This window comes from Paenibacillus sp. B2(2019) (genome assembly GCF_008370385.1).
In the GTDB taxonomy this organism is placed as follows: domain Bacteria; phylum Bacillota; class Bacilli; order Paenibacillales; family Paenibacillaceae; genus Paenibacillus_AQ.
Genome location: NZ_VTZR01000020.1, coordinates 1 through 20921 on the forward strand (window position 1 = coordinate 1; position 20921 = coordinate 20921).

Below are 20921 nucleotides of genomic sequence, written 5' to 3' on the forward strand. Positions count from 1 at the left end.
TGGTGTTGGCGTCACGATCGGCGTTGGTGTTGGCGTCACGATCGGCGTTGGTGTTGGTTTTGGTGTGTGTGTTGGCTTTGGTGTGTGCGTTGGCTTCGGTGTCGGTGTTGGCTTTGGTGTGTGCGTTGGCTTCGGTGTCGGTGTTGGCTTTGGTGTGTGTGTCGGCTTCGGTGTCGGTGTTGGCTTTGGTGTGTGTGTTGGCTTCGGTGTCGGTGTCACGCACGGCGTAGGCGTCACGGTCGGCGTCGGTGTTGGTGTCACGGTCGGCGTCGGTGTTGGTGTCACGGTCGGCGTCGGTGTTGGCGTCACGGTCGGCGTCGGTGTTGGCGTCACGGCCGGCGTCGGTGTTGGGGTCACGGTCGGCGTTGGTGTTGGCGTCACGGTCGGCGTCGGTGTTGGGGTCACGGTCGGCGTTGGTGTTGGTGTCACGGTCGGCGTCGGTGTTGGCGTCACGGTCGGCGTCGGTGTTGGTGTCACGGTCGGCGTTGGTGTCGGAGGTGGTTCTTCCCCTCCATATGGATACCAATGCATCTGCACCCCACCAGAAAATCCCTTTGCAATCAGCGTCCCATGCAGTTCACCGGAATTATAAGTTACTTTTGCAAGCGGAGCTAGGATAGTTCCTTCTATTGTTAAACTTCCAATATCAACAGTGCTAGCTTCATAAAAATTAAATAATACCTTGTTAGGGCTACCTCCCCAGATTTGAAAGCTTGGAATGTTAACTGAACTTCCGCTAACGTTAATGATAACTGTGGCGCTATTTGCAATATTAAACTGTAAGCCATTAGCACCAGCGAAATCGGCAGCACTAAGATTAAGAACGTTAAATGGTTCCGGAGCATCAATCGTTATTTTCCCATATTCCTTTTTGAAAGTTCCTATTGTAGCAAGCGAAGAGAAATCATTAGAACGTCCAATAAGAAATTGCTCTTCAGCATCAAAATCAATAGGAGTCCCTTTTCTCGCTGGTTCTTTAAGATCTACACCGTTGCCGGAAAAAACACCACCATAAACGGATGCTCCATGAACAGTCCCATTAGTAAAACTGATGTCATTACCAGCAATAAGAACATCTCCGCCTGGATTATCCTTGGATACACCGTAATTCTGCAAAGTAATGTTACCTTTGGCCGCAAGGCGCCCATGAACCTGATCATTAGATTGTTTGAAATCCCCAAAAATAAAAGTATTAAAATTCCCTGCAATACCTAACACAGGTGTAGGAGTATAGGGAAGCACCTCCCCAGCCGCATTTACCAAATGACCTCCAGAAAGCCCACTACCTACCGTCAATATCCCCGCTAATACTAGTGCAAGCAGCGGTTTCATTCTTCTTTTCAAAAAGCACACCTCCTAAATCTATGATTTATATTTAATCAGAATAATTACCAGAAACTCTAAAGGACCTAACAACAAAAAAGACCGCCAAAAAAGAAGTGGAATTCCCTTCTCATGGCAGTCGGACGGTCATAGCGCATTTAAGACACTTTAGACTCCTGGACTTTGCGTCCCACCCTTTCAGGCGGTTTGCTATTATCATGATAATATATGTATTGACTTGCAGATTAGAACTAGCATTTTAAGCATCCTATTAAATAATAGTCTATGACTTTTAATACTTTTGAACTAATAATAGTTTAGCGCTCCATCCCCACAATTGTCAATCAATTCCTTTTGATATTCATACGCGTAAGCAAGCACAAAAAAAAGCGCCTAAATGCGCTTCACACAAAGGTTTTCCTTTAATTTTAAAGTAACTTTATCCAACCTAATATCGATATCCATAATGGAATACTTAGAATCAAACCAAATACCATTCCACGGTGGAGACTTCCTTCCTCTTTCATCCTAATTCTCCCTTTATATAAGTCTGAAGCATTATATTTTATTATTACAATTTTAATATATTTTATTCTTTCTAATTTAGTTGTGAATTCAATCACATTGGACTAGCTGTTTAGAAATACCATTGATTATTTTTGGAATATCGGGGTAGAATACGAATATACGTTCCCATTAGAGGTGATGAGATTCATGAATAGAGCTGAAAGCAGGGACAACATGCTGGTGAAATCTTATTTATTGCTTCCGATGATTTTATCAGCTTTCGAACGGGACTCCGCCATTCTATCTGCACATTTACGAACACCCACCCCCTATCTGGAGGTTCTTGAAACAGCCGCAGCAGTTGCTACAACAGATCTAAGAGATGTTCGTTCAGAGATGAGAAAACGTGGAATCAAGGTTTATGAGCAGAACAGACTTAACACGGGGATAGAAGCCAAATTTATATGTCGTGGATACCATGAACGAATGCTGCTGTTAAACGACATTGTCGCTGCCCAAGCTGCCATTCATATGCGCAGATATCTCGGTCTGGATATTTCATCTTTTAAGAGCTATGAAGAGCAGTATCAGATTAAGTGAAGTAGCGAAGAAGCTGCCCCCCTCCCCCATTTAATTAGCGAACAAAAAAATAGGCCTTACCATGGGAGTTGGCAAGACCTGAGAGATTTATACCACAAAACACTGGGGGGTGTTTGGTGTCTTCAATATATACCTTGAACCTGAAAATAAGATGATGCTCACATGAAAATTACATTAAAAAACTTCAATTCGTCGCTTAGGCTATCCGCTTGACACTTTTGATCTCCAACCAAAGAGGCCCTCTTCGCCGACAGAGAAAATCGACCGATTGATAGTTAGCCATGAGTGCTTTGAACTAATTGTTTCAAAATGATATAGTGAGTTCGTTGCTCGCAGGATGACTTGATAGCAGGTTGAAAACATAATAAAGTCGGGACCTGAGTACGGAGCGACAACAGGCGTTTGCCTTTTCGTTGAATATTTTCTGAAGGAGGGTACTAGCCCATGAGTGATGAAATCTGTATACCACCTGGCATTCAGCAGAAGGACACTAGCTTTGGCTACACCTTGTCTATCATTAGTGGTAAATATAAAATGACTATTCTCTACCATCTCTCTGAAAACAAGATCGTGCGGTTCAATGAACTGCAACGGGGTATCGGTACAATACCTTTTAAGACGTTAAGCGTTATGTTGAAAGAACTGGAAGCCGACTGTCTCGTCAGGCGCGAGGAATTCCCCCAGATTCCCCCTAAAGTTGAGTATTCCTTAACCGAGAAGGGCCAATCGCTTATTCCGGTGCTGGATATGATGTGCACTTGGGGAGAGAAAAACTTCGTTCCAGCCGCGCAAGAGATAAGCATACCTTTTACGATTTAACGACAACTTATGACAAAAGCAGCATTTCCATTAATGAAAATGCTGCTTTTTGTTTCAATTCTAATTACATATTTTCGATAAATTCAACATAGCCTTGCGAACTAATATCCAATTTCTTTAAGTAATCCGTACTTCCTACCGTCTCAGATTCCGTGCCATAAATGGCATAGAAGGAACGATAATCAGCGTTGCAGTACAAAAAAGTCGTGTCAAAGGGAGATAAAATACGGTCAAGCCCGTAGCCGAGTTTACCTTCTTCACTAAAGTCTTTTGCACTTCCTCCGGCAGTTACAGCTAATGCGATTTTTCGATTTCTTAATTTATCACTCTTCGAACCATATGCCCATCCGTAAGTAAATACTTCGTTCAACCACTTTTTAAGCAGAGGTGGACTACTAAACCAGTAGACAGGGAATTGTAAGACGAGCTTATCATGCGCTTCAATCAGTTGTTGTTCCTTTTCCACGTTGATTTTTTCATCGGGATAGGCTTTGTACAGCTCGTGCACCGTATATTTGTCTGGATATTTACGGAGTTCTTCGATCCAGCGTTTATTAACGACGGATGTTTCGATGTTTGGGTGCGTGACGACAATAAGTGTTTTCAATGGTGTATCCTCCATGTTTGAATCAGATTTAGGACTTGAGTATACCTCCCACCATGCCATCGCGTAAGTATGCACTTTTAGTTCACGTACTTACCTAAAGGTAAGCACTGCAACCTGCCTGCACGTATGATTGATGTATAGTCTTCGGGGCGAATCTCGTCTTCGGTGTACACCAAATATCACACAAGAGAGACTGGGTCATTCCGCCATTTTACTTGAGTAAAGGTTAGACGAATGTTAGAAGATAGGTGATTTCAAGACAAATGGCACGGTCCCGAAATCCCGGAAACCGTGCCATTGCGCAATTCTTAGATATGCTGGTGAAGGGAATTGAACCCCCGGCCTACGCATTACGAGTGCGTTGCTCTACCCCTGAGCTACACCAGCTTAAGGCTGATTTTTCTGTCAAACAAAAAATATTATACAACTTTCAGCCAGAAACGCAAGCCTATTTCTCCCTATTTCCCTACTCTCCCGAACTGCTATTCCACCTGTAGTTTACGCTCCACAGACTCCAGCTTTCCACGGCTAGTGGAGGGTTTATCGCGGCGGTCGTCTATTTTAAGTGAGGTAGAGACACGCTCTGCACCTGCGGCAAAAGGAGACTCGTGCAGCGCTTCGACTGCAGCAAAAATACGCTGAAGAGGCCCTTCAATGATTGTACCCATGGATGTAAGCTCATAAGTAATCCCTTCTACCGTCTTCAGCACTCGCTGCATATCCGCAACATAACTGCTAAGGCTCGTACTACCTGTTCCAATCGGAATAACGGTTACTTCAGCAATAGGCATGAGAATACCTCCTCGGAATTTTAAAGTATGTGTCTCCTTCTATTGTAACAACTCCACCGCTCTCCCACAAATGATCTCAGCTTTATTATGCCCCTTCTTCTTTCCCCAAAATTCTCCGAAATATGACTTTCGCCACAAGTATTTTTTCTAACATGAATTCTAGGGTCATCTGCACTACATTTATGGACTCTTTGTGGCATCTTTTCGGACAATTTATGAATCATTTTTTATATGCCTGTGGATCAATTGTGGATTACTTATGGACAGCCTGTGGATCATTTGTGGAGTACTTTTGAAGAACCCGCTCCCCGCGCGGGTTTTCTAAAAAACTGTTTACAAACACAACATCTTGGGTTATTTTTATCTAACGACAACAAAATATAGTGGAGACAGGCGCTTTGATCCTTTATCGGAATTAGAGCTTAATAGGGAAGTACGGTGAAAATCCGCTGCGGTCCCGCCACTGTAACCGGATGCCCTTTACAAGCTTTTAGAAGCTTAAGATGGGCAGATCTCCTGGCAGAAGCCACTGAGGGGTAAGAACCCCTTGGGAAGGCGCTGAGAGGTCCTACGGAAGCCAGGAGACCTGCCTGTTTCGACGACACCAACTATGAGTGCCTGCGAGGAACAGGAACGGTGTCCGCATGCGGTCATCTTCTTAGAGGCCACTGCAAATATCTGTGTGGATATTTACATAACGCATCGGGCATTTTCTGCCATCCTCGCTAGAGGATGCTTTTTTTATGAGATCACAATGAATATACGGCCGCTTATGCGGTCCAACTTCTTAATGATAGGACGATAGACTGAGAGGAGAGCTATACAATGACGTTGTTGGAGAGACAATTTAACGGTACAACAAATGCACGAGAAGTTCTTTTAGAAGAGCTCATTGATTTAGGACGCGATATTATCGACAGCCGGGATTTGGACTTGCTGCGCGAGAATGCCAATTTGAACGGAGAGAGTTTCTCCGGTAAAATGAGCAAGTTCGGCAGTGAATATTCAAAATGGTACGCCCGCAACTTTACGATGCCGCCGCAGCTAGTGCAAGCCATTGATGACAATGTCGTCTATGTGCATGATCTGGATCAATACGCAATCGGAACGACTAACTGCATTTTTATCCCGTTTGATAAGCTTCTCCGCGAAGGCTTCAACACCGGCAACGGCAGTGTTCGTCCTCCGAACTCCATAATGACAGCTATGTCACTGGTAGCAATTATTTTTCAATCCCAGCAAAATGCTCAATATGGCGGCGTATCCGCCAATAAGCTCGACTATGATCTGGCACCTTATGTAACCAAATCCTTCGCTAAGCTGTTCCGCAAGGGTCTGGATTATTTTGATGAGGGACAAGCTAATGAATCTTTGGGCGAGATTACAATGAGCCGGACCGATCTGGCGGAGTTATATCCAAAAGCGTTCCGTTTTGCACTAAAGGAAACCGAAATCGAAACCCTGCAAGCGGCTGAAAGTATGGTACATAATCTCAATACCATGTCCAGCCGATCCGGTGGGCAAATTCCGTTTACCAGCATCAATTATGGTACTTGTACTTCACCAGAAGGTCAGCTTGTGATCAGCTCCCTGCTAACAGCAACGATGAACGGACTTGGCAGCGGAGAAACACCTGTGTTCCCGATTCAAATCTTCAAATGCAAGCAAGGAGTCAATCAACAGCAAGGCGATCCTAACTATGAATTGTTCCTAAAAGCGGCGGAATGTTCTGCACGCAGACTATATCCGAACTTCGCTAATCTGGACGCTCCGCTAAACTTGCAGTATTATGATCCAAGTGATCCTGATACGGAATTTGCTACAATGGGCTGCCGCACCCGAGTGCTCGGTGACCGTTTTGGGCGTAATCATTGCTCCGGGAAGGGCAACCTTTCCTTTAATACACTGAATCTGGTTCGGCTCGGTCTGGCACACGGCACAGTAACAGGCCGACGTACCGTCGCAGACGAAGCTGGCTTCTATGAGGATCTAAATCACTATATGGATATTGCGCTGGAAGGACTTCTTCATCGGTTCCACATCCAAAGCGCGCAAAAAGCTAAAGCATCCGATTTCATGATGCGAGAAGGCGTCTGGGAAGGCGGCGAAAATCTCGCTCCTGAAGACTCTGTAGGCGAACTGCTGAAACATGGTAGTCTGTCGCTTGGCTTCATCGGTATGGCGGAATGCATGAAAGCTATGTACGGCAAACACCATGGCGAGGATATGGAAGTCCATGCCAAGGCTGTCGCTATCGTGCGTCACATGCGGGAGTATTGCGACCTTAAAAGTGAGGAACTTAATCTCAACATTACCTTGTTCGCAACACCAGCAGAGGGCCTGTCCGGCAAATTCACCAAGATTGATCGCAAGGTACTGGGTTCTATTCCGGGCGTAACTGACCGTGAGTATTATACGAACTCTTTCCACATCCCTGTATACTACGATCTAGGTGCTGCTCAGAAGATCAGCTTGGAAGCTCCTTTCCATGAATACTGCAATGCCGGGGCTATTTCTTATGTCGAATTAAATGGCAATGCCCGCAGCAATCCATCTGCTTTTATCAAAATCATTAAATATGCACTAGAACAACAGGTCAGCTACTTCAGCATTAACCATCCGATTGACCGCTGCTCCAGCTGCGGATACGAAGGCGTAATTGGGACAAACTGTCCTTCCTGCAACGCACATGAGAATGACGTGCATATCCGTCGTTTGCGCAGAGTTACAGGTTATTTAACTGGCGACTATCAGACCCGCTTCAATGCCGCCAAACAAGCCGAAGTACGGGATCGCGTTAAGCATCTATGAATATTTGCGGATACTATCCGGAGTCGATTAACGAGGGAGAGGGCATGCGGGCCGTCCTCTTCATCAGCGGCTGCCGCCATCGTTGCCCGGGATGCTTTAATCCCGAGACATGGAACTTTAAATATGGAGAATTCTTCACCTTAGAACGTCAACATGAAATCATTGCAGAAATCGCCGCTAACCCTTTGCTGGATGGTCTAACACTGGCAGGCGGCGATCCTTTTTTCTCGGCAGAAGAGGTACTTGGGTTCATTCATGAGCTTCGCACCGTGCTCCCAGGCTTCCCCATCTGGATTTACAGTGGTTATACGTATGAGGAACTAACCGCCCTTCCCGGTTCGCCGGAGTGGAATCTACTTACACAGTGTCAGGTATTAATAGATGGACGTTTTATAGAAGAATTGAAAGATACTACACTTCCTTACCGAGGAAGCTCTAACCAACGCATAATCGACATTCCGGCCAGTACGAACGGCTCGGAGGTCTTTCTGTGGCAGCCTACTGCGCTATAATATATCAATTTTTGATATTCAAAATTAACCCAAAATAAGAAGGGATGAAATAACCATGCCACAATTCGTAGTAAAACCAGATAATCGCCAACTGGCTTTTGATGAGAAGCGCCTTTCCGTATACGCCGACCGTATCTTAGAAGGTCTTGATCAACTAAATAAAGAAACATTGCTGCGGGGAGTAATTTCCAAACTGCGTCGTGACTCCGTAAGCGGAGAAGAAATTAGCAATGCCTTCACCATGAGTGCTCTAGAGCTTGTAACGAAAGAAGAGCCTACTTGGAAGTTTGCAGCTGCCCGTGCCCTTCTGACTACCCTTTATAAAAAAGCAGCCGTTCATCGCCGCTATAAAGCTTATCCAGAAGAGCCTTACGGTGAGCTGTACCCGCTAATTACGGATCTCGTAAAAAAAGGAATCTATCGTGAAGAGCTTCTAAGTCATTACACCAAAGAACAAATTATCGAACTAGGTGGGTGTATCGATTATACACGCGATCTTTTGTTTGACTATATCGGTCTGCTTACGCTATCCGACCGTTATTTGGCGCATGATTTTGACGGCCGTGTAATGGAGCTTCCACAAGAACGTTATATGATTATTGCTATGTACCTGATGCACCGTGAACCAGCTGAGAAACGTCTTGAGCTTGTAAAAGAAGCTTACTGGGCTATGAGCAACATCTACATGACAGCTGCTACCCCTACAATGTCCAATGCCGGCAAAAAGGTCGCTGGACAGCTATCCAGCTGCTTCATTGATACGGTAGACGATTCCCTAGAGGGTATCTTTGACTCTAATACAGACGTAGCGCGCCTTAGCAAAATGGGCGGCGGTATCGGCGTCTACCTTGGTAAAGTACGGGCACGGGGTTCGGATATCCGTGGCCATAAGAACACTAGCTCCGGCGTAATTCCTTGGATTCGCCAATTGAACAATACAGCAGTCAGTGTAGACCAGCTCGGAACACGTAAAGGTGCTGTCGCTGTCTACCTTGATGTATTCCATAAAGATATTCTCGCTTTCCTCGATCTTAAACTAAATAATGGTGACGAGCGTATGCGTGCACATGACGTATTCCACGGTGTAACCCTGCCGGACTTGTTCATGGAAGCCGTTGAATCACGCAGCCACTGGAACCTCTTCTGCCCACATGAAGTGAAGAAGGTTATGGGCTGGACGGATGAGAACGGTCGTCCGCTTGGTCTGGAAGACTTCTACGATGAAGAGCTTGGTAAAGGCACTTTCCGTGAAAAATATGCTGAAGCTACAGCCAATTTGGAATTGTCCCGTATTACCGTTCCTGCGATCGACATCATGAAACGGATTATGAAATCACAGCTTGAAACAGGTACTCCATATATGTTCTACCGTGATACGGTTAACCGGACGAACCCGAACCGTCACCAAGGTATGGTCTTCTCTTCCAACCTGTGCACAGAAATTATGCAGAATCAATCCGCTACCGTTATTGAACAGGAAGAATTAGTAACCAAAGATGGCAAGACCCGGATTGTTATCTCCAAAATCCCTGGCGATTTCGTAGTCTGCAACCTGAATTCGATTCACTTGGCACGTGCGATTCCAGCTGGTGTGCTGGAAAGACTTGTACCTATCCAAGTACGTATGCTGGACAACGTAATCGACATTAATAATATTGAAGTTCTGCAAGCACAATACACGAACAGCCAATACCGCGCAGTGGGTCTCGGCACATTCGGCTTGCATCACCTATTGGCACTCAAGGGCATTCGTTGGGAATCTGATGAAGCCGTAGAATATAACAACCATTTGTATGAACATATTAACTACCTGTTGGTACGTTCGAGCATGGAGCTTGCCCGTGAAAAAGGCCGTTATCCGAAGTTCGCCGGTTCCGATTGGGAGACAGGTGCATATTTTACTTCACGTGGCTACGTTAGCGGTGAACAAGAAGGTAAATATGTAACCACTGAACAATGGCGCGAGCTGCAAGAAGAAGTGGCTAAAGACGGTGTTCGTAACGCATGGATGTTCGCAATTGCACCGAACGGCTCCACATCGATTATTGCCGGCTCCACAGCCAGCATTGATCCTTTGTATGAACTGCTTTCCTATGAAGAGAAAACAACATACAAGATCGCTAACCCAGCACCGGATCTGTCCGACAAGACGATTTGGTACTATAAAACTGCGTTTACAATTGACCAAAACTGGTCGATCCGCATGGCTTCTGCTCGTCAGCGTCACGTCGATCAAGGCCAAAGCTTCAACCTGTATGTTCGTCCTGACATCAAGGCTACCGAGTTCCTTGAGCTGCATCTGAACGCCTGGAAGGGCGGATTGAAATCAACTTATTATGTGCGTAGCCGTGCTTTGACAATAGAAGAGTGTGATTCTTGCGCTAGCTAAGAGTCTTACTGCTTTAAAAAATTCGGTGATTTAATCGTAACTGCGAGCAATGTTTGGGCTTCCGGTCGCTGTTATCCTCAGATTTATTGATTTATACCGTCTGCGGTAGAAATCCGAGGATAGCATATGCTTTCGATGCGAGCTTTCCTACGGAAAGCTTTCGGGCGAACGCTATCGCTCCTACAGCTCCAAACTTCCTCTCCGTTACTTCATCAACCTAATTTAATTAAAGACCAGACAAGACGAATTACCCGCGCAAAAAAATGGAGGGAAAATAAATGCAACTACAAAAGATTTTTAACACTGAAGCACCTAACCAATCCACACGCATCATCGACGGTGAGTGCTCCGGTATTCTGAACTGGAACGATATTCGCATGCCGCATATGTACAAGCTGTACAAGGTGCTGCTGCTTAATCACTGGATCGCGGATGAAATCCCAATGTCCAAAGATGCGCAACAATTCCCTATGCTCGATGCTGAGGAGCAACGCGTATTTAAGATCAACATCTCCCTGCTCGCCGTGTTAGACTCGATGCAGACGATGTTCGTAAGCGACGTAAAGCGCTATTTTACTGACTCTTCTCTAGAAGCTATCTCTGCCATTATCGGACAACAAGAAGTGGTGCATAACCAATCCTATTCCTATGTTCTTTCCTCTATCGTGTCGGAAAGTGAGCAGAAAGAAATTTTTGAATATTGGAAAAAAGACCCTGTCCTGCTGGAACGCAATCAGTTTATCTCTGATATTTATCAAGAGTTCCGTGATAACCCTACGAGACAAACCTTTTTCCATGCACTGGTAGCGGATCTCATCTTGGAAGGAATTTTCTTCTACAGCACCTTCGCCTTCTTCTACAATCTGGCCCGTGACCAGAAGATGATGGCGACCAGCCAAATGATCTCTTATATCCAACGTGACGAGAATCAGCACTGCTATTTCTTCGCAGAAGTATTTAAGCAGCTACTTGTAGATTTCCCTGAGTTGAACACTAAAGAGAACATGGATTACGTGTATCGTACGATCGACCGCGCGGTAGAGCTTGAAACCAACTGGGCTTACTACACCCTTACTAATGTCCGCGGTATTGATCTTAACGAGCTTAGTGACTACATCAAATATACAGCGAACAAGCGCTTAACCTTGATGGGTATGGAAAAAGCCTACCAAGGTGTTGACGTTAACTGCATGCCTTGGATCAAACCTTTCTCCGATGATGCGCTTAATGCCACCAAAACCGACTTCTTCGAAGCTAAATCCCGTAACTACGGTAAGGTTGGCGACGATAACGGATTCGACGATTTGTAAGACAGGATTATAACGAACCCTATATAAAAAAGAGGCCATTCTCTACTTTCACAGTGAGATGGCCTTTTTACTATAGCAAAAAGCGTCTCTTCACCCCTTGGATCAGGTATGAATGAGACGCTTATATAGTTGGTATGAATCCATCCGAAACAGAATGCTTGCTACTTAGTCTTAAGCCTTGCGTTCCACACGATGTGTAGTTTCTTCTGCCAGCTCAGCTAACGCATCATTCAGTCGCAGCTTCAGCTCCTCAGCAAGCTCTACCACTCCGTGATCATTACGAACCACCTGAGAATCCACGGCATACACTCCACCAAGAATGTAGCGTGCACCGAGTACAGACAATACAGGTTTCAATGCATAATCAATCGTAAGTAGATGTGCAAGACTGCCACCCATGAAGAGCGGGAGTACGATTTTACCGGCCAATCCCTTTTGTGGAACTAGATCCAAGAAGGTCTTCAGCACGCCTGTATAAGAGGCTTTATAAACCGGGCTAACCACGATTACCGCATCCGCTTCGGCTACAAGGCCATTCGCTTTAACGATAGAATCACTCTCAAACTTGGTATGAATCAAATCTTCCGCTGGCAGCTCTGCAACGTTAATACGCTCAACCTCAAAGCCCTGATCCGTTAAGCTTGCCTCCGCATACTCTATAACTGCATTGATGCGCGATACCAAGGAAGGTGTTCCGTTAATCACAACAATTTTAGCCACTTCTCCACCTCTTTCATCCCATTAAGCAGCTCACACTGCAAATATTTATCCCGACAGGAATACTTTAAATTAATATTAATCCTATCGCAGATTAGATATTATTGTCAAACCATAAACGCTTGCGCTCATCCCACTCTTGCGATATACTAAGCAACAATATTAAATCCAACAATCAGGCCAATGATCGGCATCCAACCGTGAGGCGTCTGCGACCGGAGCCTATAATGACTCCCTAAGTTCACCGGGTTTCGCCCGTTACCGCGAAGACCAAAGAGGGTCGAATTCTTTCCTGCTGTTAAGGAGATTCGATCAACCTGGGTGGCACCGCGAGCTGACGCTCCTCGTCCCATGGATGAGGGCGTTTTTTGCGTTTTTTCAAGCATAAATACCTTCGGCGTCCTTATAAGGACGGTAAGTGTTTGTGCGAGAAATAGAAGGATAAAGTGAAGTGTGAAACTTACACTCTCTTATCTTTTAAACAAAAAGGAGCGAGCGATATGCTGGAAATGAGCTGGATCAAGGATAATCAAGAACTTGTAAGAAACACTGCCACCTGGAAAAGAATCGACTTCCCACTGGATGAATTGCTGGATTGGGATGAGAAGCGCCGGGGCCTGCGACAAGAAACAGAACAAATGAGAGCCGAACGTAATGGGCTAACCAAAGAGGTTGAACGATTATTACGGCAGGGTGACCGCCCTGCTGGAGAGATCGTCAAAGCACAGGTACGAGAACTCAATCATCGGCTGAGCCTGCTGGAAGCAGATCTGAACGAGGCTGAACGCCGCTGTAGAGAGCTCATGCTGCTCGCACCGAATCCGGTGTCGCAGGATACACCCATCGGCCACGATGATAACGATAACGTAGAACTGCGGTTGAACGGAGCGGTGCCGGAATTCGACTTTACGCCTCGTGACCATGTAGAGCTAGGTGAACTCCACGATATCATCGATATCCCACGTGGCGTCAAAGCAGGCGGTCCTCGCAGCTATGTGCTTAAAGGAGCCGGACTGATGTTACATCTTGCTGTACAGAGACTAGCCCTAGATGTGCTCACTGCACGCGGATTCACCGTGATGGATGTTCCTGTGATTGTCCGCCCTGAAGCGTTGGAGCGAACCGGATTCTTCCCGGGTGGGATGGATCAGACGTACGAGCTCAGCGGAGATAATCGCTGGCTGGTAGGCACATCTGAAGTGTCACTAGTTTCACTCTACAGCGATGAGATTGTAGAGCTTGACACACCCATGCGACTAGCCGGAATGTCGACTTGCTTCCGCCGTGAAGTTGGATCAGCGGGGCGAGATGTGCGCGGACTGTACCGCGTACATCAGTTCTCGAAGATTGAGCAAGTCATCTTATGCCGAAATGACGAAGGTGTCTCGGACCATATGCTTCACGAGATCCTCGCAAATGCTGAGCACATTCTTCAGCTCTTAGAGCTCCCCTATCGAGTCATGGCTGTCTGCACAGGGGATATGTCCCTGAAGACGCATAAGCAGTATGACATCGAGACATGGATGCCTAGCAGAGGCGCATACGGTGAGACCCATTCGGCTTCTAATCTACTCGATTTCCAAGCCCGCCGTTCGGGCATCCGTTATCGGGATGCGGATGGTCGCTTACAATACTGCCATACCTTAAATAACACCGCAGTGGCTACGCCAAGAATTCTAATTCCGCTGCTGGAGAATCACCAGCAAGAGGATGGTTCTATCTACATCCCTCAGGCGCTGCGCAAATATATGGACGGATTAGAGCGGCTAGAGCTTCCACAACAGTAGTCTGTTTTATCCAAGTAAATTTAAAATAAGTAATGCCTATTCACTTCTCAACAAGAAGCTGAATGGGCATTTTTTTTTGTTCTAAGACCTCCCGAATAGCCGAGCCCAATAACTCCTTCTCTATTGTTATTCAAATGTAAAATTTAACAGAAGTATAGAATACATTTGTTGTAATCCTTTGATAATTCAACTATAAAAATCAATTCATATATGGGACTATTCATCATCCAATAAACACTAGATTTTAAGGATTATTGTATTTATGCACTATTTTCAGCCCCTATTCTTATGCGAAAACAATAATTTTTTATTTTTTTATTTTAATTTATAGAACCTTTAATTTATATTAATGCAAACCAACCTTTCATTTTACATTTGAATGATAAGATTTAGTAGGTTTCTAATAAAAGATTTGAGGGGAGAATACTTATCCAAATGATTATTTCTTCAAGAGTAAGGAAATGGTGGGCTAGTGGACTGGCAATGTTAATGCTTGTCGGCAGTGTGCTACCAGCTATTCAGACTGCCGAGGCAGCACCGGATAATAGCAATATTGTTATCTCACAAGTCTATGGCGGTGGTGGAAACAGCGGAGCAGAGTTTAAGAATGATTTTATTGAATTATACAATCCTACCAACAAACCAGTAGTTTTGACTGGATGGAAAGTTCGGTATACTTCCGCAACTGGAACCTTTAGCAGCGGAACAGAATTAACAGGAACTATTCCTGCAAATGGATACTACCTCGTCCAAGAGGCTGCAGGAACAGGAGGAACTGCTGCACTACCTACTCCTGATGCCGCAGGTATCCTAGCTATGAGTGGGACAAACGGTAAAGTCGACTTGGTTGACCCATCGAATAATACGATAGATTTAGTTGGCTATGGTACAGCTACAGGTGTTGAGGGAACTCCAACCCCTGCTCTCACCAACGCAACAGCCGCTATTCGTAAAGCTGCAGCTGGTGCACCAGCTGATAGCCGTGGTCTAGATACGGATAACAACGTTACGGATTTTGTTGTTCAAGCAGCAAGTCCACGCAATAGTAGTTATGGTAAAGCACCAGAGACAGCTAGCTCCGTAGTAGCTTCACCAGCCGCTAATGCCTGGCCGGTAGGCACTGAAATTTCTCTGAACTCTCCGACAGTTGGAGCATCCGTCTATTCAGCTGTTTATGGATCAGGTGGTTCAACTGATTTTCAACCTTACACAGGGCCTATTACCTTAACTGAGGACACTACGATTAAAGCGTATGCTTCAGAACCGAATATGCCAAACAGCGCAATAACGACTTTTGACTACACGATTCTGACCAAAACAGACGTCGCAACAGCACGCCTTGGTAATAAAGGTCAGAATATTTCAACAGAAGGTATCGTAACTCACATTAACGCAGCAAAAATGTATATTCAGGATGGAACCGGCGGGATCGTACTTTATGGATTCCCAGAGTTCGCAAACGTTGGAGATCGTGTTGCAGTTAGTGGCGAGATGGATATCTACAGCAACCTGCAAGAGCTCAAACTCCAAAGCGGACTTCAATACTCTGTCGTTGCGAATGATGTAGGTGTACCCGCACCTAAATTGATTACAGCAACCGACTTGTCTGCAGCGAACGGCGAAAACCATGAAGCTCAGCTGGTAACTATGAATAATGTCACTATAGATAATGTAAATGGAAATACAGTGACTGCAAGTCAAGGCGGACAACAATTCACAATTTTCTCAACCCTGCCTAAACTAGTGAAGGGTGCAACCTTTGATAGTATCACTGGGGTTATCGAGCAATATAATACAACTTATCAATTCATTCCACTTAACGAAAACGCTTTGGTGGAAGAAACCTTTTCCGTAATGGCGAGCCCTGGTGCAGGTCGCATCATTAAAGGAAGTGCTGTGACCCTATCCAGCCCTACCCTTGGAGCACAAATTCATTACACGACCGATGGAACTGAACCGACAGCAGCAAGCAAGCTTTATTCAGATCCAATTACAGTTAGTAAAGATCTTACCATTAATGCAATTGTCGTAGCAGATGGCAAGACAAGTAAGGTGTATACCTTTGCTTATAAAGCTTCTGATCTCCCTCGTATACATGATATTCAAGGAGAATCTCATGCCTCTGAGTATGTAGGTCAGAACGTTACTGACGTAGAAGGTATCGTTACCCAATACGGATACACATTCGCAACTGGCGCTTATAGAGGTTTCTTTATGCAGGACCCTCAGCCGGACAATAATGTGAACACATCGGAAGGTATTTTCGTTTACAGCACAAATGCATCCCTTAAACCTAAAGTTGGAGATTTAGTGCGCGTTAATGGAGCCGTTTCCGAGTATAACGAAGGAAGTGCGAGCAATCTAACCTCCACTCAAATTAATATGACATCACTAACAGTAGATTCCTCTTCTAGTTATACTGTGCCTGAACCTATCGTACTTGGCAAAGGTGGAAGAGCTATTCCTTCTTCCATCATTGATAATGACAGCATGACTGATTTTGAACCTAGTGAAGATGCCATAGATTTTTATGAATCGTTAGAAGGTATGCTTGTAAAACTCCCTACCCCTACGATTATTAGTCCTTACTGGACAAGTGGTAGCGGAAATTCCATGCTTTATAACATCCCTACAAGAGTAGAAAATGATACTCCTGATGTCATCACACCAGCCGGTGGACTAGTTCTAAAAGAATATAACCAATTCAATCCTCAGCGCCTTATTATTGCTTATGGAAATCCGGGTCAAGAAGTCATCACCGGAGATAAGTTCGCTGGAGATGTTACAGGAGTCATCGGATACAACAATGGCAATTTCAAAGTAATTCCGGAGAACGGTAAGCTGCCAACCATTACCCCAAGTACTTTTAAACAAGAGACAACTACTCTTGAGGTTAATGAGGACAAGCTATTAATCGCTTCATACAACATTGAGAACTTCTACCCAGGCGTCGGAGCAACAAAAATCCAGAAACTTGCCGACTCCATCACGAATAATATGAAAAAGCCTGACATTATCGGCGTGGTCGAAATGCAGGATAGCAATGGTGAAACCAACAATGGAATCACTGAAGCAAGTGCTGACGAACTGATTAAGGCTATTGAAACTGCTGGCGGTCCTGTATATAAATACACAGACATCGCTCCAGTCAACAATCAGGATGGCGGAGCTCCAGGCGGAAACATTCGCGTAGGCTTCTTGTACAATCCAGCAAGAGTACAGCTTGCGGATAGTGTAAACGGTCAAAAAGGTACATCTACGCAATCCGTTGCTTATGATGCAGCGACAGACAAGCTGACTTACAATCCGGGACGAATTGATCCAACGAATGCTGCATTTGCTAGTTCACGTAAACCACTTGCTGCACAATTTATTTTCGGCGGCGAAAAAGTGATCGTGATCGCAAACCATTTCAATTCAAAAGGCGGCGATAATGGTCCTTTCGGGAACGTTCAGCCACCGGTATTGTCCAGTGAAACACAACGTCATAAAATTGCGGCGGTCGTAAACGGATTTGTCAAAGAGGTTCTGACTGCAAATCCTGAAACCAACGTCGTAGCTCTTGGCGATTTGAATGATTTCCAATTCACTAAAACTGCAACTATTTTAAAAGGTACAGAGCTGGACAATTTGATCGACACATTGCCTTTAAATGAGCAGTATACGTACACCTATGACGGAAACTCTCAAGTACTGGATCATATTCTTGTCAGTAAAAATCTAACGGCTTCTTCCAAAGTAGATGTCGTCCATCTAAATGCCGACTTCTCTCCATCGAAAGGTCGGGTATCCGATCATGATGCGGTTGTAGCACAGATTGATTTTAGTACTGCTGAAGATTTCCCATTAACAGTTCTACACACCAACGATACGCATGCAGGACTAGATACTGTAAGCTCACCAAATAACATTCTACGCCGTGTAACGGCAATCAAAAATGCTAAGGCGACTACAGAAAACCCTATTCTTCTCGATGCGGGTGATGTGTTCTCCGGAACACTCTACTTCAACAAGTATCTGGGTCAAGCAGATCTGGCCTTTATGAATCTGGTCAAATATGACGCTATGACTTTCGGTAATCATGAATTTGATAAAGATTCTGATACGCTTTCCAAATTTATCGGCAACGCTAAGTTCCCTTTTGTCTCATCTAATGTGAATTTCTCTGCAGATGATATTCTAAGCAAAATGTTCACCAACGAAATTGGTCGATCGGATAATGCGGCAACCATCTACCCCGCTCTAATCAAAGAAGTTGACGGAGAACAGGTTGGTATCATTGGTCTGACGACAGAAGATACTGCCAACATTGCTTCACCAGGTAAAGTGACTTTTGAGAATGCTGTAGTGAAGGCAAAAGAAACTGTCGCTATGCTGCAAAAAGAAAAGATTAACAAGATTATTGTTCTCTCACACCTTGGTTACGAAGAGGATCTCAAGTTAGCCAAAGCGGTTAATGGCATTGATATTATTGTCGGTGGTCACAGCCACACGCAATTAGATCAAGCGGTTGTAGATAACAGCGATCCTAATGCACCGAAGCTTATTGTACAGACCGGTGAAAAGGGACTTTTCCTTGGACAGCTTGAAGTTAAATTTAACAAAGATGGCGTACTGACAAATTGGAAAGACCAATTAATCTCCATCGACGCTAAGAACGGCGCTAACTACGTTATCGCAGAAGATCCTGAAGCTAAAAAGATCCTGGATACCAAATATAAGCCAGGTATTCTAGAACTGAGCAATGAGGTAGTAGGAAACTCAGAGGTTGTTCTAAACGGCGTTCGTGATAATGTTCGCACAAAGGAAACCAACCTCGGTAACCTGATTGCCGATGGTATGCTTTTTGCAGCCAAGAAAGCTGGCACTAATGCCGTAATCGCCCTGCAAAATGGTGGCGGTATTCGCGAGTCCATCAATGAAGGACCGATTACACAAGGTGAAGTACTCGGAGTACTTCCTTTCAACAACGATCTGGTTACGATCACTTTGACCGGACAAGAAATTAAAGATGCAATGGAGAATGGGGTTTCCAAAACTCCAGCAGCAGACGGACGTTTCCCGCATGTTGCAGGGTTGAAATTCTATTATGACTCTACGAAGCCTGTGAACGAACGTGTATTACGTATCGAAGTGAAGAACGGAGACAAATACGTTCCTCTAGATCTAAAAGCATCTTATGAAGTAGCTACTAATGCTTTCACAGCTAAAGGTGGAGATTTCTATACTTCCCTTGAGAAGGCCTATAAAGAAGGCCGTGTGAATCTGCTGTACCTGCCGGACTTTGATGTATTTACGAAGTATCTTAAAGAAGTTGGAACTGTCACTGCGAACACTTCCGCTGTTGAGGGCCGGATTGTGGATCTGAAAGGTGCACCATTGCCGGAGATAACCCCAACACCAGACCCAACACCAGTGCCAACACCAGATCCAACACCAGTGCCAACATCACCAACAGTTCCAACATCAACAGCAACAGTAGCACCAACACCTACTGCAACAACAGCACCAACGACTGCACCGCAAGTAACAACAATTGATGCTGCTGATCTGACCAAACAACTTGCTGAGCTGCCAACTGGTAAACATGAACTGGTTATTCCGGTTAAAGCGACTACTGGCGGCGCTCAAGTAGAACTCCCAGGCAGTGTGCTTGTAAAACAAGCTGCTGCACAGCCTAACACCATTCTTACCCTTACTACTGATGGCGCTTCGTATTCCTTGCCGCTCAGTGTTGTAAACAGTGTATCGCTTGCCGCTCAATTAGGCACCAGCGACTTTACAATTACGGTATCCATTCTATTAGCGGATTCGAAAACGCTAAGCAGCACAAACCAAGCTATCGCTTCACAGCTAGGTAATGCTACTTTAGCTGCTCCAGTAATCGAATTTAGTGTTTCAGCAGTAGCCGGATCTAAGCGTGTACCGCTGAACAACTTCGGCAGTACTTATGTTAATCGGACGATCAATGTACCTACTTCCTTAAATTCAAATAACGCAACGGCAGTCGTCTTCGATCCTGCTACAGGCAAGATTTCCTTCGTGCCTGCGGTATTTGCCCCTAAGGCTAATGGAACAACAGATGTTACGATTAAACGGAACAGCAACAGCTATTACACCGTTGTTAAATCTTCCAAAACGTTCGGAGATATTAGCGGACACTGGGCTAAAGCGTCCATTGATCTGTTAGCTTCCAAACTGATCGTTAGTGGAACCAATAGCGATACATTCTCTCCTTCACAGTCGATCACACGGGCTGAGTTCGCAGCATTAATTACGCGTTCTCTTGGACTTGTGACAACGGGTGGCGAGACAACATTTAAGGATGTAAATCCAAGTGCATGGTATGCTGATGCTATTCGCACTGCTGCAGAAGCCGAATTGATTTCTGGTTATACCGATGGCAGCTTTAAGCCAGGTAGCCCGATCACTCGGCAAGAAATGGCCTCTGTATTAGCTAAAGCCATCAAGTACACGGGCAAAACCTTAAATACCGATCCTGCAGCACTAGCTAAATTCAGTGACGCAGCAAGCATTCCTGCTTGGTCCCAAGCAGCAGTAGCAGAAATCGCTGCTGAGGGCATCATTCAAGGAGCGAAAGACGGTTCCTTTGCTCCACAAAAGCTGGCAACTCGTGCTGAAGCCGTTACGATGCTGGAGAAGACCTTGAAATCTCTTCAGTTCATCAATTAATAAAGGCCCACAGCTCTGAGGACAAAAAGGCGGTTCCTAGGGTGCATAATGCACT

At 45.0% G+C, this 20921-nt stretch carries 13 protein-coding genes, 1 tRNA gene and 2 riboswitches; of the genes, 8 read left to right on the forward strand and 6 right to left on the reverse strand.

The genetic code is table 11. The annotated features are described in order from the left end of the window. On the reverse strand, positions 1-1344 hold a 1344-nt coding region (locus PAENI_RS17765; protein WP_149646185.1), incomplete at its 3' end, for a choice-of-anchor A family protein. Positions 1345-1454: 110 nt separating this feature from the next. Continuing rightward, positions 1455-1545, reverse strand: a riboswitch (cyclic di-GMP riboswitch). 492 nt (positions 1546-2037) lie between these two features. Between PAENI_RS17765 and PAENI_RS17770 the strand changes: the two genes are divergently transcribed. Together PAENI_RS17770 and PAENI_RS17775 are read left to right on the forward strand one after the other, a co-directional pair. Continuing rightward, positions 2038-2430: a YhjD family protein gene (locus PAENI_RS17770; protein ID WP_042184484.1), complete on the forward strand. Its 393-nt coding sequence runs from the start codon at positions 2038-2040 to the stop codon at positions 2428-2430. Positions 2431-2874: 444 nt separating this feature from the next. Next, positions 2875-3249 carry a winged helix-turn-helix transcriptional regulator gene (locus PAENI_RS17775; protein WP_149646186.1) on the forward strand — a complete coding sequence of 125 codons (375 nt, stop codon included), beginning with the start codon at positions 2875-2877 and terminating at the stop codon, positions 3247-3249. A gap of 64 nt (positions 3250-3313) precedes the next feature. On the opposite strand, the gene PAENI_RS17780 is transcribed toward PAENI_RS17775, so the two are convergent. The 3 genes from PAENI_RS17780 to PAENI_RS17790 all read right to left on the reverse strand — a co-directional run bounded on the left by PAENI_RS17780 (position 3314) and on the right by PAENI_RS17790 (position 4647). Beyond that, a complete protein-coding gene (locus PAENI_RS17780; RefSeq protein ID WP_149646187.1) occupies positions 3314-3856 on the reverse strand; it encodes an NAD(P)H-dependent oxidoreductase in 543 nt (180 codons plus the stop codon). 315 nt (positions 3857-4171) lie between these two features. Beyond that, positions 4172-4243, reverse strand: a tRNA-Thr gene (locus tag PAENI_RS17785). Positions 4244-4338: 95 nt separating this feature from the next. Beyond that, positions 4339-4647 (reverse strand): MTH1187 family thiamine-binding protein, encoded by a 309-nt coding sequence (locus PAENI_RS17790; RefSeq protein WP_076285946.1) that lies wholly within the window; start codon positions 4645-4647, stop codon positions 4339-4341. 374 nt (positions 4648-5021) lie between these two features. Then, a riboswitch (cobalamin riboswitch) is annotated at positions 5022-5255 on the forward strand. Positions 5256-5472: 217 nt separating this feature from the next. Between PAENI_RS17790 and PAENI_RS17795 the strand changes: the two genes are divergently transcribed. The 4 genes from PAENI_RS17795 (at position 5473) to PAENI_RS17810 (ending at position 11669) form a co-directional block, all read left to right on the forward strand. Then, positions 5473-7458: an anaerobic ribonucleoside triphosphate reductase gene (locus PAENI_RS17795; protein ID WP_149646188.1), complete on the forward strand. Its 1986-nt coding sequence runs from the start codon at positions 5473-5475 to the stop codon at positions 7456-7458. Then, positions 7455-7970, forward strand: coding sequence for an anaerobic ribonucleoside-triphosphate reductase activating protein (gene nrdG, locus PAENI_RS17800; RefSeq protein WP_149646189.1), 516 nt, complete (start codon positions 7455-7457; stop codon positions 7968-7970). The genes PAENI_RS17795 and nrdG overlap by 4 nt, the downstream gene beginning before the upstream one ends. A 55-nt stretch (positions 7971-8025) precedes the next feature. Then, positions 8026-10359 (forward strand): ribonucleoside-diphosphate reductase subunit alpha, encoded by a 2334-nt coding sequence (locus PAENI_RS17805; protein WP_042184468.1) that lies wholly within the window; start codon positions 8026-8028, stop codon positions 10357-10359. Positions 10360-10637: 278 nt separating this feature from the next. Continuing rightward, entirely contained in the window at positions 10638-11669 is a 1032-nt protein-coding gene (locus PAENI_RS17810; RefSeq protein WP_036682584.1) for a ribonucleotide-diphosphate reductase subunit beta, read from the forward strand. 171 nt (positions 11670-11840) lie between these two features. Here the strand turns inward: PAENI_RS17810 and ssuE are convergent, their stop codons facing one another. Together ssuE and PAENI_RS32255 are read right to left on the reverse strand one after the other, a co-directional pair. Further along, positions 11841-12389: an NADPH-dependent FMN reductase gene (gene ssuE / locus PAENI_RS17815; RefSeq protein ID WP_042184465.1), complete on the reverse strand. Its 549-nt coding sequence runs from the start codon at positions 12387-12389 to the stop codon at positions 11841-11843. Positions 12390-12535: 146 nt separating this feature from the next. Further along, complete coding sequence (locus PAENI_RS32255; RefSeq protein WP_143759521.1) at positions 12536-12739, reverse strand: hypothetical protein; 204 nt, start codon at positions 12737-12739, stop codon at positions 12536-12538. Between the two features lie 147 nt (positions 12740-12886). Here PAENI_RS32255 and serS point away from each other — a divergent pair, with 147 nt between their 5' ends. Further along, on the forward strand, positions 12887-14173 hold the full coding sequence (serS, locus tag PAENI_RS17820; RefSeq protein ID WP_149646190.1) for a serine--tRNA ligase: 1287 nt from the start codon (positions 12887-12889) through the stop codon (positions 14171-14173). Between the two features lie 435 nt (positions 14174-14608). Next, positions 14609-20866: a 5'-nucleotidase C-terminal domain-containing protein gene (locus PAENI_RS17825; RefSeq protein WP_149646191.1), complete on the forward strand. Its 6258-nt coding sequence runs from the start codon at positions 14609-14611 to the stop codon at positions 20864-20866. Positions 20867-20921 lie beyond the last annotated feature (55 nt).